Consider the following 14,860-nt stretch of genomic DNA (forward strand, 5'->3'; position numbering starts at 1 on the left):
ATGTTCCAGGAAGCGGGGGGCACAGTGTCCGCCTGCTGCGAGCATGATGGAAATGAATCATCATCATCCATGCCATCTGAAAACAAGATAGTTGTATGAACCTCAAGCAGCTCGAGTTCGCCGTGGCGCTGGCCGAGGAGGGCAATTTCACCCGTGCCGCCGAGCGCTGCCACGTGGTGCAGTCCGCGCTCAGCCACCAGATCGCCCATCTTGAACAGGAACTGGGTGCCACGCTGTTCGAGCGCCTGCCGCGCCAGGTGCGGGCCACCGCCGCCGGCGAGGCGTTGCTGGTGCACTCACGCCAGGTGCTGGCCAGCCTGCGCCACCTGCGCGCCGACGTGGCCGCCGTCAGTGGCGAAGTGCGTGGGTTGCTGGCCATCGGGCAGATTTCCTCGCTGACCGGAATCGACGTTGTGGCGATGCTGGCGGCCTTCCAGCGCGTGCACCCGCAGGTGGAGTTCCAGTTGCGCGTGGACAAGAGCGAGGACCTGATCGCGCAGGTACAGTCGCGCGCGCTGGATGTGGCACTGGTCGGCCTGGCGCCTTCGGCAGCGCTGGACGGTGTCTGCCATCAGGTGCTGCAGGAGGAGGATCTGGTGGCGGTACTGGCGCCATCGCACCGGCTGGCCGGGCGCAAGCGGCTGCCATTGGCCGCACTGCAGGATGAAGCACTGGTCGACTTCCCGCGCGGCACCGGCGCACGCCGGCAGACCGATGATGCTTTTGCCGCAGCCGGACTGCCGCACACGGTCCGTTTCGAGGTGAACCTGATGGAACTGGTCGAGCGCTTCGTCCGCCATGGGTTGGCGGTCGGCATCGTGCCGGCATTGATCGCCGATGGGTTTCAGGGCGTGGTGCAGATTCCGCTGCAGCCGACCCCGACCCGGCGCGTGCACCTGGTCTGGCAGCGCCTGCCGACACCAGCGGCGCGGGCGTTCGTCGACGCCGTGCTCAACCGCGCAGGCGCAGGCTCAGGCCCTTGAGGAAGTTGCGCAGCATCTGGTCCAGGCAACGCCGGTAGTTGGCGTGCCCGGGTTGGCGGAACAGCGCGCCCACTTCCGACTTGGAGACATTGAAACCTGCGCTGGCAAAGATCTCCATCAGGTCCACGTCGCGCAGCTGGAACGCCACGCGCAGCTTCTTCAGCACCAGGTTGTTGTCGATACGGGTTTCCACTGCGCGCTGCGGCTGGCTCTCGTCGCGGCCACGCAGGTGCACGATCAGGCCGTCGAGGAAGTGCGCCAGCGCGCTGTCGTTCATCGCCTCGAAACCGGCTTCGTCCTCGCGGCGCAGCCAGGCCTTCACCTGCCCGGTATCCACGGCAAAGGCCGGGTCGGCCATCTGGCACAGGGCGACCACGTGCTGGTCACCCAGGTCCAGGGAGTAGCGCACGCTGCGCAGGACATCATTGTTGATCATGGCCCAATTGTACCGGCCCCTGGCGTGTCACCGGACTGTCATCGAACTGCAGCATCGTGAGCACTCGTTCGCTGGGACCCTTGCATGCGCCGGTATCTGTTTTCCGCACTACTGCTCGCCGGCAGCTTCGCTGCCTTCGCCCAGGACCGCTTCGTACCCGTCGAGCGGCGCCTCAGTGCATCCCAACTGGCCGAGGTCGGGCTCAGTCCAGCGCAGTTGCAGGCGTTGAACCGGGTACTGCGCGAGGCAGAGAGCACGACCGCTGCGTCGACGGCAGCGGTGGCCCCGGTCGCTGCGCCGCTGCCTGCCAATGTGCCGGCACCGGCAGCAATGCATCTGGGCCTGGATGACGAACCGGTCAGTGCCCGTGTAGTCGGAGAGGTCGCAGGCTGGCAGCCCGGCACGCTGTTCACCCTTGATAACGGCCAGCAATGGCAGGTGATGAAGGGACAGATGAAGCTGCGCAAGGTGTTGCAGTCGCCGCAGATCGCCGTTGTTCCAGGAATTGCCGGGCGCTGGTTCCTGCAGGTCGACGAAGACCTGCCCAAGGCCAGAGTGTTTCGCGTGCGTTGAGCCGGGGGGACGGCTGGACGGCGGGCAACTCAGGACGGGCCGGGAATGCCAGAATGGGCGTCCGGTTTTTCCCCCCTGGAGTTGCCTGATGACCCGCACTGTCCTGATTACCGGCGCCACGTCCGGCTTCGGCGCCGCCGCCGTCCACCGCTTCGCCCAGGCCGGCTGGAAAGTGATCGCCACGGGCCGCCGCAGCGAACGCCTGCAGCCGCTGGTCGAGCGCTACGGCAAGGACGTGGTGCACGCCGCCGCCTTCGACATCCGCGATGCGGTGGCGATGGAGGCGGCCCTGCTGGCGCTGCCGCCGGCCTTTGGCGAGATCGACCTGCTGGTCAACAACGCTGGCCTGGCGCAGGGCACCGCGCCGGCACAGAGCGCCACGCTGTCGGACTGGACCACGATGATCGACACCAACATCACCGCGCTGGTGACCCTGACCCACCGGCTGCTGCCGCAGCTGGTGGAGCGCAAGGGCGCGATCATCAACATCTCGTCGGTGGCCGGCGTCTACCCGTACCCGGGTGGCAACGCCTACGGTGGCACCAAGGCCTTCGTCAGCCAGTTCTCGCTGGGCCTGCGTTCGGACCTGCACGGCACCGGCGTGCGCGTGACCACGATCGAGCCGGGCATGGCCGAAACCGAATTCACCGTGGTACGTACCCATGGCGACCAGAACGCCTCGGACAAGCTCTACAGCGGCGCCAACCCGATGACCGCCGAAGACATCGCCGAGCAGATCTTCTGGGTGGCCAGCCTGCCGCCGCACCTGAACATCAACCGGCTGGAGCTGATGCCGGTCAGCCAGTCGTTTGCCGGATTCCAGGTCGCCCGCGAGGGCTGACCTGCTTCGCGGGTCCTGTAGAGCCGAGCCTATGCTCGGCTTCGTCTGGATTCAGCCGAGCATGGCTCGGCTCTACAGAAACGAAAAAGCCGGGCACTGCCCGGCTTTTTCATTCACATCGGCAGGCTTACTGCGCCTTGATCGCCATCGCCTGCAGGCCGGTGCCATCCAGCTTCTGCTTGGCTTCGGACAACTCGCCGGCACTGCCGTACGGGCCCATGCGCACGCGGTACACGGTCTTGCCGTTGATCTGCGCCGACTCCACGCGTGCCGCCAGGCCCATCATGGCCAGCTTGGCCTTGGTGGCTTCGGCGTCACCGGAAGCCCCAAAGGCTCCTGCCTGCAGGATGTAGCGGGTGTTGTCGGCGGCCGCCGGTGCAGCTGCGGATGCCGGCGGTGCCGATGCGGCGGGCGCGCTTTCCGCGTGCGGCGCCGGAGTGGCGGCCGCCGTGCTGGCCGACGGGGTTGCCGCGGCCGGGCGCTCGCTCAGCGGTGCCGGCAACGGACGGTTGGTCGCGGTTACCGGCGCGGTGCTTGCGACGCTGGCCGTTGCGGTCGGTGCCGGCGTGGCCGTACTGGCCGGCGGTACCGGCTTGCCCTCCAGCGCGGCCTGCGCGCGCGACGCTTCGGCCTTGGCCCGGCGCTGATCCTCGGCGCGCGCGCTGGCGGCCAGTTCGGCGTCGGACATTTCCACTTCCTTGCCCGGCAGCAGGGTGTAGAAGTCGTACTGCGTCGCGGCGGGCTTCTCCGGTTCGGCCGGCTTCGGCGTGGCCGGCTGCGCGGCCGGCTGGCTGCCGACATCGCTGTCGGCATCAGCGACCGGGGCCGGCTGCGCGTTCGGGTTCGGCTGCGGACCGGCACGCAGGAAGCCATCGCCTTCGCCCTTGAACAGGTTCGGCGCCGCCAGGAACACCACGGCGGCGATCGCCACACCGGCCACCAGCCACACCCATCCGGGGGTGCCCTGGCTGCTGCTGTTGCGTCGTGCCTGGGTTTTGCCGCGTCGTGCTGCCATGTGTACTGCGTCTCCTGATGCTTACATTTTTTCCGGGGCACTCACGCCCAGGAGTTCGAGGCCGTTGGCCAGCACCTGGCGCGCCGCGCAGGCCAGGGTCAGCTTGGCGTTGCGATCGGTGGCGTCGTCCACCAGCACCGGCGTCCCGTGATACCACGTGTGGAAGGCATGCGCCAATTCACGCAGGTACTGCGCCACCAGGTGCGGCTCCAGCGCCACGCCGGCCGCTTCCACCACTTCCGGATACCGCGAGATCTCGTTCATCAGCCCCAGCGAGGCATCGTCGGCCAGGCGGCCCAGATTGGCCAGGCCATTGCCCTGCTCGTACACAAGGCCCTTTTCCTGGGCCTGGCGCAGCAGGCTGCAGACGCGGGCGTGCGCGTACTGCACGTAGAACACCGGATTGTCGTTGCTCTGCTGGCGGGCCAGGTCGATGTCGAAGGTCAGCTGCGAATCGGGCTTGCGCGCGATCAGGAACCAGCGGGTCGCATCGCGGCCGGCCTCCTCGATCAGGTCGCGCAGGGTGAAATAGCTGCCGGCACGCTTGGACAGCTTCACTTCCTCGCCGCCGCGCATGACGGTGACCATCTGGTGCAGCACGTATTCCGGCCAGCCCTGCGGGATGCCCACTTCCAGCGCCTGCAGGCCGGCGCGTACGCGCGCCAGCGAGCCGTGGTGATCGGCACCCAGTTCGGTAATCGCGCGCTCGTAGCCGCGCTGCCACTTGGACAGGTGGTAGGCCACGTCCGGTACGAAGTAGGTGAAGGTGCCGTCGGACTTGCGCATCACGCGGTCCTTGTCGTCACCGAAATCGGTGCTGCGCAGCCACAGCGCGCCGCCTTCCTCGTAGGTGTGCCCGGAGGCCTGCAGCTTGGCCACGGCCTCGGCGACCTTGCCATCGGCGTACAGCGAGCTTTCCAGGAAGTAGATGTCGAAGTCGACGCCGAAGGCGGCCAGGTCCAGGTTCTGCTCGTTGCGCAGGTAGGCCACGGCGAAGCGACGGATCGCCTGCATGTCGTCCGGGTCCTTGGCGCCGACCACCAGCGTGCCTTCCAGGTCAACGCTGGCGCCGGCCATGTAGGCGCGGGCAACATCGGCGATGTACTCACCGCGGTAGCCGCCTTCCGGCCAGCCTTCCTGGTCCGGCGCAATGCCCTTCACGCGGGCCTGCACCGACAGCGCCAGGTTCTCGATCTGCACGCCGGCGTCGTTGTAGTAGAACTCGCGCTTGGCGTTCCAGCCGTTGGCATCGAGCACGCGGGCCACGCAGTCGCCGATCGCCGCCGCGCGGCCATGGCCGACATGCAGCGGGCCGGTCGGGTTGGCCGACACGTACTCCACGCCCACCGTGCGGCCATTGCCGGACAGGTTGCGGCCGTAGTCGTGGGCTTCCTTGATGACCGACGCGGCTTCGCGCTGGTACGCAGCCGGAGCCAGGTGGAAGTTGATGAAGCCGGGGCCGGCGATCTCGACCTTGCTGACGTCCTCGCTGCGCGGAAGCGCCTCGACCAGCGCCTGAGCCAGTGCGCGCGGATTGCTGCGCGCGGCCTTGGCCAGCAGCATCGCGGCGTTGGTGGCGAAGTCGCCATGGTCACGGGTCTTCGGGCGCTCGACCACGAAGTCCGGCGGCAGGGAGTCGGCGGGCAGGGTGCCATTGGCGCGCAAGGCTTCGATGCCTTGGCTGATCAGGGCGCGGAGGAGATTTTTCACGAGGCCTGCTGTGAGAATGAGCGGCGGAATCGCCCATTTTAGCGCAGATACCCGCGCCCACGCTGACCAGAACATGCCTGTGGGGGGTACCTGCCCGGCCCTGGTCAGGCCCGCTCAGCCGAACAGGCGTGGCTGGGGCGGGGACAGCAGCCCCCGTTCAGCAAACGAAACGGGGCGGCCTTCGCCGACCACGAAGTGGTCCAGCAGGCGTACGTCCACCAGTGCCAGCGCCTGCTGTAGTTCATCGGTGATCCGGGTGTCGGCGCCGGAGGGTTCCGGGTCGCCGGAGGGGTGGTTGTGGCTGAGGATCACCGCTGCCGCATTGTGCAGCAGGGCTCGCCGCACCACCTCGCGGGGGTAGACCGGGGCGGCATTGATGGTGCCCTGGAACAGTTCCTCGCAGGCGATCAGCCGGTGGCGGTTGTCCAGGAACAGCGCCATGAAGATCTCGCGGGCCTGGCCGCGCAGGCGGTGCTGCAGGTAGCGGCCGACCGCGGCTGGGTTGTTGCCGACCGCCTCGCCCTGCTGAAGCTCGGCGGCCAGGTAGCGATGGGCCAGTTCCAGGCCGGCGGCCAGGGCACAGCTACGTGCCGGCCCCAGCCCCGGCAACCGGGCCAGCTCGCGGGCCGGGCGGTCCAGCAGCACGCGCAGGGGGCCATGCGCCTGCAACAGGTCGCGGGCGGTCTGCACCGCGTCGCGTCCACCGAAGCCAGAGCCGAGGAACAGCGCCAGCAGCTCTGCGTCGGACAACGTGGCGGGGCCGCGGGCGATCAGCTTCTCGCGGGGACGTTCCTGCTCGGGCCAGTCATGGATGGGCATGCCTGCATCATCGCCAGCGCGGGTAATGCGTCCCATCAGGGCAGGGCGCACGCCCGGGTAGGCTGTTGCCTCAGTCGCGTCGCGACTGCAGATAGGCGAACAGCTCCTGGTTGTTCTGCAGCCCCAGCTTGCGCTTGGCTTCGGCCTTCTGCCGGCTGATCGTTTTCGGGCTGCGGCCGCAGTGGACGGCGATGGCGTTCACTTTCAGCCCGGCGGCCAACAGGTCCAGCACTTCCTGTTCGCGGGCCGACAGCGCCGCCGGTTCACGCGCGAACATCAGGTCGCGCGCCTGCAGGTGATGGCGCAACTGCTGCGAGACGAACACCTGCCCGGCCATGGCTGCGTTCAGGGCCTGCGGCAACTCGCCGAAATCGGCGCACTTGTCGACCAGGCCACTGACACCTTCACGCAGCAGGCCATCGAGCAGGCCGGGGTGACGGGCGCCGGTGAGCACCACCACGGGCAGGCCCGGGTGGCGTGCGCGCAGCTCAGCGATCAGTTCCGGGCCATCCGGGCCGGTACCCGGCATGGAGAGGTCGGTCAGCACCGCGTCGCAGCCGTGGTGCACGACCAGCTGCAGCAGCTGGGCGCCGTCACGCGCGCTGCCGACGACCTCCATCAGATGGGTCTGCAGCACGATGCGGATGCCGTGCAGGACGACGGGATGGTCGTCGGCGATGATGATGCGCGGGTGCACGCGGGATCCTCGAAAAGCGAAGCGGCACACCAGCGGTGGCCACTGACGATTCTGCAAACGTGGCCGGCCTACAGGTATAGGAAAGTTCCGAATCGCGGTGTCTTGAACCCCGGAAGCGTTGTGGTGCAAGTCCCATCTGCTGATAGCCGCCCGCTATGTGCGCTGTGCACCGGGACATTACCGACCATCGGGTAAGCTAATGCCCTCGTTTGCACAGGAATTCCAGGTGGCTGACTCCCCCAACGCTTCCCCCGCGCCGGCCCGCGCGCTGGAAGGCCAGAAACTGCTGTTGTGCGTCGGAGGCGGGATCGCGGCCTACAAGGCCCTGGAGCTGGTGCGGCGCCTGCGTGACGCGGGCGCCCAGGTGCAGGTGGCGATGACCGCCGGCGCCCAGCAGTTCGTCACCCCCCTCAGCTTCCAGGCCCTGTCCGGGCAGCCGACCCGCACCACGCTGTGGGACAGCGCCGCCGAGCAGGCCATGGGCCACATCGAGCTGGCCCGCTGGGCCGACCGCATCGTGGTCGCGCCGGGTACCGCCGATCTGCTGGCGCGGCTGGCCCAGGGCCATGCCGATGACCTGGTCAGCACCCTGTGTCTGGCCAGCACCGCACCGCTGACGATCTGCCCGGCAATGAACCACCGGATGTGGCTGCATCCGGCTACCCAGGCCAACATCGCCCTGCTGCGCCAGCGCGGTGCGCAGGTGATCGGCCCGGTCGATGGCCCGCTGGCCGAAGGTGAATCCGGTCCCGGTCGGCTGGCCGAACCGGGCGACATCGTGGCCGCGCTGGCGACCAATGGCGGGGTCGTTGCGACGGTTGCCGCGCCGGAAACCCGTGCCCTGCAGGGGATGCGCCTGCTGATCAGTGCCGGCCCGACCTACGAAGACATCGATCCGGTGCGCTACGTCGGCAACCGCAGCAGCGGCAAGATGGGCTTCGCCCTGGCCGCCGCCGCCGCCGCGCTGGGCGCGCAGGTGGTGCTGGTCAGTGGCCCGGTCCAGCTGCCGACGCCACCGGGCGTGCAGCGCATCGACGTGCGCTCGGCCGCGCAGATGCGCGATGCCGTACTGAAGTCGCTGCCCGCCGACATCTATATCGGTGCCGCCGCAGTGTCCGACTACACCCCGCGCCAGGTCGCCGCGCAGAAGCTGAAGAAGACCGCCGACAGCCAGTCGCTGGTGATCGAGCTGGTGCGCACGCCGGACATCCTGGCCGAAGTCGCCGCGCAGACGCAGTCGCTGAAGCTGGTGGTCGGCTTTGCCGCCGAGACCCATGACGTGGAGAAATATGCTCGCGGCAAGCTGATCGACAAGCGCCTGGACCTGGTGATCGCCAACCAGGTCGGCATCAGTGGCGGTGGTTTCGAGAGCGACAACAATGCCGCCACGGCCTTCTGGCAGGACGGTGAACAGGTATTCCCGGCCACCTCCAAGCGCGAACTGGCCGAACAACTGCTGGCGCTGATCGCGCGGAGACTCCAGGCATGACCCAGGCATCCCTTTCCCAACCGCTGCAGGTCAAGCTGCTCGATCCGCGCTTCGGCGACAGCTGGCCGCTGCCGGCCTACGCCACCGAAGCCAGCGCCGGCATGGACCTGCGCGCGGCGCTGGATACCGCGCTGACCCTGCAGCCGGGCGACACCGCGCTGGTGCCCAGCGGCCTGGCCATCCACATTGCCGACCCGAACCTGTGCGCGGTGATCCTGCCGCGTTCCGGGCTGGGCCATCGGCATGGCATCGTGCTGGGCAACGGCACCGGCCTGATCGATGCCGACTACCAGGGGCCGCTGCTGATCAGCGTCTGGAACCGTGGCCGCGAGGCCTTCACCATCGAGCCCGGCGATCGCATCGCGCAGCTGGTGGTGGTTCCGATTGCCCGCGTCAGCCTGCAGGTGGTGGATACTTTCACCGACAGCGTGCGGGGCACGGGTGGATTCGGCCATACCGGGGTGCGTTGACAGGGGACATCGATGAGCGGCATCGGGGAAGGACAGCGGGGACGGTCGTTGGGTCGCAGTGCACCACTACTGGGGGTGCTGCTGATCCTGCTGGCCGGCTGGTTCGGATGGAGCGCGGTGCAGCAATGGCGGCAGGAGGCCAACGGCCAGGCGCTGGAAGAAGCGCGCGACCAGGCCGTGCAGGGCCTGCAGCAGGCCGCTGCAGGCCAATTGCAGCAGCTGCAGCAGCAGTTGAAGAACGATCGCGTGCAGCAGGCGCTGCAGGCCGGCGATGCCGCTGCAGCGGCGCTGGCCGTGCGCGAGAGCTGGACCGGGGTTGAGCAGGTCGAGGTGCTGACGGCCGATCTGGCCAACGCCTATGCCGATCCGGCCACCTTCGGGTATGCACGCCTGGCCCTGCTGGAAGCCGCGCTGGCCGAGGCCAGGCCCAGCCTGCGCGTGGTCCGCGACGGCGGCGGCAATCGCCTGGGCCTGGCCGCGCCGGTGCAGCTGGGCAGCCTGGGGGCGGCCGTGATCTATGTCCGCCAGCCGCTGCTGCGGCTGACCTCGCCGCTGGACCAGGTGCGTGCGCCGTCCGCCGGCTTCCTTGGCCTGCGCCAGGGTGGGTTCGATCTGGTCACCCAGGGCAACGCGGGCCTGTCCGAAAGTGCGGAAGCCCTGGCGCGCCCGGTTGCAGGCACGCCGCTGCGGCTGGTCGCGTCGGTGCCGAATGTCGACGCCGGTCCGCTGGGCCTGGGCGCGCTGGCCAGCGCCATTGTGGCGTTGCTGCTGGCGTTCATTGCCGTGTTGCTGGTGGTGGGACGTGACCGACTGCCGAAGTCGCTGCCCTTGCCGCGCCGCGCCGCAGCGTCCGAGGCCGACCATGGCCCGACCCTGAGCGAGAGCCTGCAGCAGGCGCCGCCACCCGAGGCCGCTGTGACCGACAGTGGCGATGCCGCGCCACCGCCGCCACCGCCAGTGCCCGCTGAAGAGCTGGCCGCCGGCATCTTCCGTGCTTATGACATCCGCGGCGTGGTGGGCAGTGAACTGACACCGAAGACCGCGGCGCTGATCGGCCAGGCCATCGGCACCGTGGCACTGGAGCAGGGCCTGCGCGAGGTGGTGATCGGTCGCGATGGCCGCCTGTCCGGACCCGAGCTGACGGCTGGGCTGGCCGAGGGCCTGCGCCGTGCCGGCTGCGCGGTGATCGACATCGGCCTGGCGCCGACCCCGCTGGTGTACTACGCCGCCTTCCATCTGCGTACCGGCACCTGCGTGGCAGTCACCGGCAGCCACAATCCGCCCGAGTACAACGGCTTCAAGGTGGTCATTGGCGGAGAGACGCTGTCCGGCGATGCCATCACCGATCTCTACCAGCGCATCGTCGAGGGCCGCCTGGTGCAGGCCGCTGAGCCCGGTGACTACCAGCAGCGCGATGTCAGTGCCGACTACATCCAGCGCATCGCCGATGACGTGCAGCTGGACCGTCCGCTGAAGGTCGTGGCCGATGCCGGCAATGGCGTGGCCGGCGCACTGGCGCCGCAGCTGCTGGAAGCGATCGGCGCCGACGTCATTCCGCTGTACTGCGATGTCGACGGCACCTTCCCCAACCATCATCCCGACCCGAGCGAACCGGCCAACCTGGAAGACCTGGTGCAGACGGTCAAGCGCTTTGGCGCCGATCTCGGCGTTGCCTTCGATGGCGACGGCGACCGGCTGGGCGTGGTGACCGGCGAAGGCCGGATCATCTACGCCGATCGCCTGCTGATGCTGTTCGCTGCCGATGTGTTGATGCGCAATCCGGGCGCGATGGTGATCTACGACGTGAAGTGCACCGGCAAGCTGTCCGACCACGTGTTGCGCAACGGTGGCAGTCCGCTGATGTGGAAGACCGGGCATTCGCTGATGAAGGCGAAGATGCGCGAGACCGATGCCGAGCTGGCCGGCGAGATGAGCGGCCACTTCTTCTTCAAGGAACGCTGGTTCGGTTTCGACGACGGTCTGTACGCCGCTGCGCGATTGCTGGAGATCCTGGCCCAGCGCGAGGAAACGCCGGGCGAGGTGCTGGGCGAGCTGCCGGAAATGGTCGCCACGCCGGAGCTGAAGGTACCGGTGGCCGACGGGACGCCGCATGCCTTGGTGGCGATGCTGGTGGCGGCGGCGCAGTCCCCGGACAACCCGTATGTGGGTGGCCGCCTGTCGACCATCGACGGGCTGCGCGTGGACTTCGCCGATGGCTGGGGCCTGGTGCGTGCCTCCAATACCACGCCGGTGCTGGTGCTGCGCTTCGAAGGCAACGACGAGGCGGCACTGGAACGCATCCAGGCCCTGTTCCGCAGCCAGCTGCAACCAGTGCTGGGCGACACCCCGCTGGGGTTCTGAACGATCCTGGTGGGTGCCGACCGTTGGTCGGCAATTGGGCTTGCCGGCCAGCGGCCGGCACTACCCCTTGAACCGCAACCCCACGCCCGGCTCGGTGAACAGGTAGCGCGAATCCAGCGCCGAATCGCCCAGCTTGTGCCGCAGCTTGCCGACCAGGATGCGCAGGTAGTGGGTGTCGTGCTGGTGGGTCGGCCCCCAGATCTCCTGCAGGATCTGCGGCTGGGTCACCACCCGTCCGGCATTGCGCAGCAGCAGCGACAGCAGCGCGTATTCCTTGCGTGTCAACGCCACCGGCTCACCCTGCAGGGCGACTTCGCGACGCACCAGGTCCACGTGCAGGTGGCCATCGTCGAACACCGGCGGTGTGCCATCGGTCGGCACGCTGCGCGTGCGCAGCAGCGCCCGCACGCGCGCCATCAGTTCCTGCGTGCCGAACGGCTTGGTCACGTAGTCGTTGGCGCCGGTATCCAGTGCGCGCACCTTCTCGGCTTCGCCGGCGCGCACGGTCAGCATGATCACCGGCACCTGGCTCCACTGGCGCAGCTGTTCCAGGACCTCGTGGCCTTCCATGTCCGGCAGGCCGATATCCAGGATCACCAGGTCCATGTCCTCGCTGGCGGCCAGCTGCAGGCCTTCCTGGCCGGTGGCGGCCTGCCGCACCTGGTAGCCTTGCGCGCGCAGGCTGATGTCCAGGAACCGGCGGATCTGGGTTTCATCATCGATCACCAGCACGCGTGCGGCCGGCACGCTGGCATCAATCGGGGTCGGGCTCATCGTGGGAGGCTGGCTTGAGCAGGGGCAGGGTGATGCGGATCAGGGTACCGCGACCGTCGCGTCCGGGCAGCGCCTGCACGCTGCCGCCATGTGCGCCGATCATGCCCTGGCAGATGGTCAGGCCCAGGCCGGTGCCGTGGCGGCCTCGGTCACCGCGCTCGACGCTGTAGAACATGTCGAAGATGCGCGCGCGCTCGTCATCGGGAATGCCGGGGCCGGCGTCGATCACGTCGATGCGCAGCTGGCCGTCCAGCTCGCGCGCCTGTACCTGCACGGCGGCGTCGGGCGGCGAGAACTTGGCCGCGTTCTCCATCACGTTGAACACGGCCTGTTCGACCAGCGCCGGGTGCACCCAGATCGGTGCCAGCGTGGCTGGAATGTCCAGCTCCAGCCGCACCTTTGGCTGGTAGCGCTGCAGGCGCCGTGCTGCCGAGCCGATCAGCTCGTCCACGCCGATCCAGTCGCGGTTGATCTTCAGCCCTTCGTGGCCGAGCCGGGTCATGTCCAGCAGGTTCTGGATGTAGCGGTCCAGCCGTTCGCCCTCGACCAGGATGGTGTCCAGCAGGGCGCGGCGATCAGCGGTATCCATCGCTGCACCGTAGCTGGCCAGGCTGTCGGCCGACCCGATCATCGCCGCCAGCGGCGAGCGCAGGTCGTGCGACACCGAGGAGAGCAGGGCCGAGCGCAGCCGCTCGGTCTCGTTGCTGACGTGCGCCTGCTCCAGTTCCGCCACCAGCCGCGTGCGCAGCGCGGCCTGGGCGATGTCATCGACCATCGCTTCGGCCAGCTGCCGCTGCTCGGGCAGCAGGCGCGCCTGTGCGCCGGGCAGGTACAGGCCGGCCACGCCGATCGCACGGTCTTCGCCGTCCAGCAGCGGCAGGAACCACCATTGCGCGCCGGCCAGGGTATCGGTGAAACGCCCGCTGGGCTGGCCGTGGCGCAGCGCCCAGTCGGCGGCAGCCAGGTCGGTATCGCCGGGCTGGCTGCGGCCGCCGGCGGCGGTATCGGTGCCGATCCGCAGCCACGCCGGCACGTCCAGGGCCTGCTCCAGCGCATGCCGGCCCGCCTGTGCCACCTCGCCGTTGCCGGCCGCGCTGGCCAGCTGGCGTCCCAGCTGCTGGCGCGCGCGCGCATGGCGGTTGGCCGCACGCAGCGCGATGACCTGCATGCGCAGGCGTGAGGCCAGGCGCCCGGCCACCAGTGCCGCGGCCAGGAACAGGAAAACGGTGATCACGCCCTGGCGTGCACCGATGGCGAAGGTGAAGCGCGGCGCGATGAACAGGAAGTTGTAGGCGAGGAAACACAGGATCGCGGCCATCACCGCCACGCTGGCGCGCGTGCGTGCAGCCACCAGTACCACCGCGACGATGAACACCATCGACAGGTCGGCCATGCCCACCCAGTGTTCGGCCAGCCACGCCACCGCACAGGCCAATGCGGTCGCGATCAGGGCTTGTGCAGGCTCGTAGCTGATGCCGCGCATCGGCGGCAGCAGGCTCTCGCGGCGCGAGCGTGCGCGTGCCTGCGGCGTGCTGATGATGGTGATCTCGTAATGCGCGCCACGCTGGATCAGCTGCTGGGTCAGGGTGCGGTTGAACATCCGTGCCAGTGGACGTTCGCGGGTACGGCCCAGCACCAGGGTCGACACGCCGTTGTGTGCGGCGTGGTCGAGCAGGGCATCGGCAATGCTCGATCCATGCAGCAGTTCGGCGTCGCCGCCCAGCCGCCTTGCCAGCGCAAAGGCCGCATCGATCTCGCGCCGGGTCGCCTCGTCCTGGCGCCGGCCCTGCACGGTCACTACCGTCCACGGTGCGTCGCGGCGCTCTGCGATGCGCCGCGCCACCCGCACCAGGTATTCGCTCTGGCCGCCCCCGTCGATGGCCACCAGAACGCCGCGACGCAGGGGCAGATTGCCTTCGCCACGCGCGGCGCGGGTTTCGCGCAGGCTGCTGTCGACGCGGTCGGCGGCTTCCTGCATCGCCAGTTCGCGCAGCGCGGTCAGGTTGGCCGGCGAGAAGAACGCCTGCAGGGCCTGTGCGGCCTGTTCCGGCACATAGACCTTGCCCTGCTGCAGGCGCGCGATCAGTTCGCGCGGCGGCAGATCGACCAGCACGATGTCGTGCAGGCGGTCGAGCACGCCGTCGGGCACGGTCTCGCTGACCCGCACGCCGGTGATCCGCATCACCACGTCGTTGAGGCTTTCCAGATGCTGGATGTTGACCGTGGTCCAGACGTCGATGCCGGCGTCCAGCAGCTCCATCACATCCTGCCAGCGCCGCTCATGGCGGCTGCCGGGCGCATTGCGATGGGCCAGTTCATCCACCAGCACCAGCGCTGGATGCCGTGCCAGCACGGCATCCAGATCCATCTCCTGCAGGGCATGGCCGTGATAGGCCACGTCCTTCAGCGGCAGCTGCGGCAGGCCCTCCAGCAGCCCCTGGGTATCGGTGCGTCCATGGGTTTCCACCAGGCCCACCACCAGGTCGACGCCGCGGCGCAGCTGTTCCTGCGCGCGGGTCAGCATGGCGTAGGTCTTGCCCACGCCCGGCGCCGCACCGAGGAACACGGTCAGCTTGCCGCCGGCTTCGCGTTGCAGGCCTTCAACCAGGGCATCGGCCTGGCGGGTACGTGCATCAGTCATGGGGGCCGCTGTCATGGCCACCATTGTGCGCGCAGCAGGTGCAGCCCAGCA

At 68.8% G+C, this 14,860-nt stretch carries 13 protein-coding genes; 6 read left to right on the forward strand and 7 right to left on the reverse strand.

The genetic code is table 11. The features are described from left to right. Positions 1–95: 95 nt before the first annotated feature. Complete coding sequence (locus ACM0O9_RS16630) at positions 96–983, forward strand: LysR family transcriptional regulator (RefSeq protein ID WP_065185646.1); 888 nt, start codon at positions 96–98, stop codon at positions 981–983. On the opposite strand, the gene ACM0O9_RS16635 is transcribed toward ACM0O9_RS16630, so the two are convergent. Continuing rightward, on the reverse strand, positions 952–1,419 hold the full coding sequence (locus ACM0O9_RS16635; protein ID WP_005420526.1) for a YehS family protein: 468 nt from the start codon (positions 1,417–1,419) through the stop codon (positions 952–954). The two genes, ACM0O9_RS16630 and ACM0O9_RS16635, sit on opposite strands and share 32 nt — an antisense overlap. Before the next feature lie 84 nt (positions 1,420–1,503). Between ACM0O9_RS16635 and ACM0O9_RS16640 the strand changes: the two genes are divergently transcribed. Then, positions 1,504–1,992, forward strand: a complete 489-nt coding sequence (locus ACM0O9_RS16640) for a hypothetical protein (RefSeq protein ID WP_005420525.1) — start codon at positions 1,504–1,506, stop codon at positions 1,990–1,992. An 88-nt stretch (positions 1,993–2,080) separates the two neighbouring features. Next, positions 2,081–2,833 carry an SDR family NAD(P)-dependent oxidoreductase gene (locus ACM0O9_RS16645; RefSeq protein ID WP_005420523.1) on the forward strand — a complete coding sequence of 251 codons (753 nt, stop codon included), beginning with the start codon at positions 2,081–2,083 and terminating at the stop codon, positions 2,831–2,833. 127 nt (positions 2,834–2,960) lie between these two features. Here the strand turns inward: ACM0O9_RS16645 and ACM0O9_RS16650 are convergent, their stop codons facing one another. The 4 genes from ACM0O9_RS16650 to ACM0O9_RS16665 form a co-directional block, all read right to left on the reverse strand. Beyond that, positions 2,961–3,848: an SPOR domain-containing protein gene (locus ACM0O9_RS16650; RefSeq protein ID WP_414603805.1), complete on the reverse strand. Its 888-nt coding sequence runs from the start codon at positions 3,846–3,848 to the stop codon at positions 2,961–2,963. 21 nt (positions 3,849–3,869) lie between these two features. Next, positions 3,870–5,558, reverse strand: a complete 1,689-nt coding sequence (gene argS / locus ACM0O9_RS16655; RefSeq protein ID WP_005420518.1) for an arginine--tRNA ligase — start codon at positions 5,556–5,558, stop codon at positions 3,870–3,872. A 114-nt stretch (positions 5,559–5,672) separates the two neighbouring features. Beyond that, positions 5,673–6,377, reverse strand: a complete 705-nt coding sequence (gene radC / locus ACM0O9_RS16660) for a RadC family protein (protein WP_014035697.1) — start codon at positions 6,375–6,377, stop codon at positions 5,673–5,675. 70 nt (positions 6,378–6,447) lie between these two features. After that, positions 6,448–7,074, reverse strand: a complete 627-nt coding sequence (locus tag ACM0O9_RS16665) for a response regulator (protein WP_005420514.1) — start codon at positions 7,072–7,074, stop codon at positions 6,448–6,450. A 199-nt stretch (positions 7,075–7,273) separates the two neighbouring features. Here ACM0O9_RS16665 and coaBC point away from each other — a divergent pair, with 199 nt between their 5' ends. From coaBC to ACM0O9_RS16680, 3 genes are read left to right on the forward strand one after another with little or no spacing between them, the layout of a single operon-like run. Next, positions 7,274–8,563, forward strand: a complete 1,290-nt coding sequence (coaBC, locus tag ACM0O9_RS16670) for a bifunctional phosphopantothenoylcysteine decarboxylase/phosphopantothenate--cysteine ligase CoaBC (RefSeq protein ID WP_338168025.1) — start codon at positions 7,274–7,276, stop codon at positions 8,561–8,563. Further along, positions 8,560–9,033: a dUTP diphosphatase gene (gene dut, locus ACM0O9_RS16675; protein ID WP_005420510.1), complete on the forward strand. Its 474-nt coding sequence runs from the start codon at positions 8,560–8,562 to the stop codon at positions 9,031–9,033. Before coaBC ends, dut begins: the two co-directional genes overlap by 4 nt. Before the next feature lie 12 nt (positions 9,034–9,045). Further along, entirely contained in the window at positions 9,046–11,394 is a 2,349-nt protein-coding gene (locus ACM0O9_RS16680; RefSeq protein ID WP_414603806.1) for a phosphomannomutase/phosphoglucomutase, read from the forward strand. A gap of 60 nt (positions 11,395–11,454) precedes the next feature. Here the strand turns inward: ACM0O9_RS16680 and ACM0O9_RS16685 are convergent, their stop codons facing one another. Beyond that, positions 11,455–12,168, reverse strand: coding sequence for a response regulator transcription factor (locus tag ACM0O9_RS16685; protein WP_005420506.1), 714 nt, complete (start codon positions 12,166–12,168; stop codon positions 11,455–11,457). Next, positions 12,149–14,809, reverse strand: a complete 2,661-nt coding sequence (locus tag ACM0O9_RS16690) for an ATP-binding protein (protein ID WP_414603807.1) — start codon at positions 14,807–14,809, stop codon at positions 12,149–12,151. The genes ACM0O9_RS16685 and ACM0O9_RS16690 overlap by 20 nt, the downstream gene beginning before the upstream one ends. Between the last annotated feature and the right edge of the window lie 51 nt (positions 14,810–14,860).

It is taken from the genome of Stenotrophomonas sp. FR012 (genome assembly GCF_047520565.2).
Lineage (GTDB): Bacteria > Pseudomonadota > Gammaproteobacteria > Xanthomonadales > Xanthomonadaceae > Stenotrophomonas > Stenotrophomonas sepilia.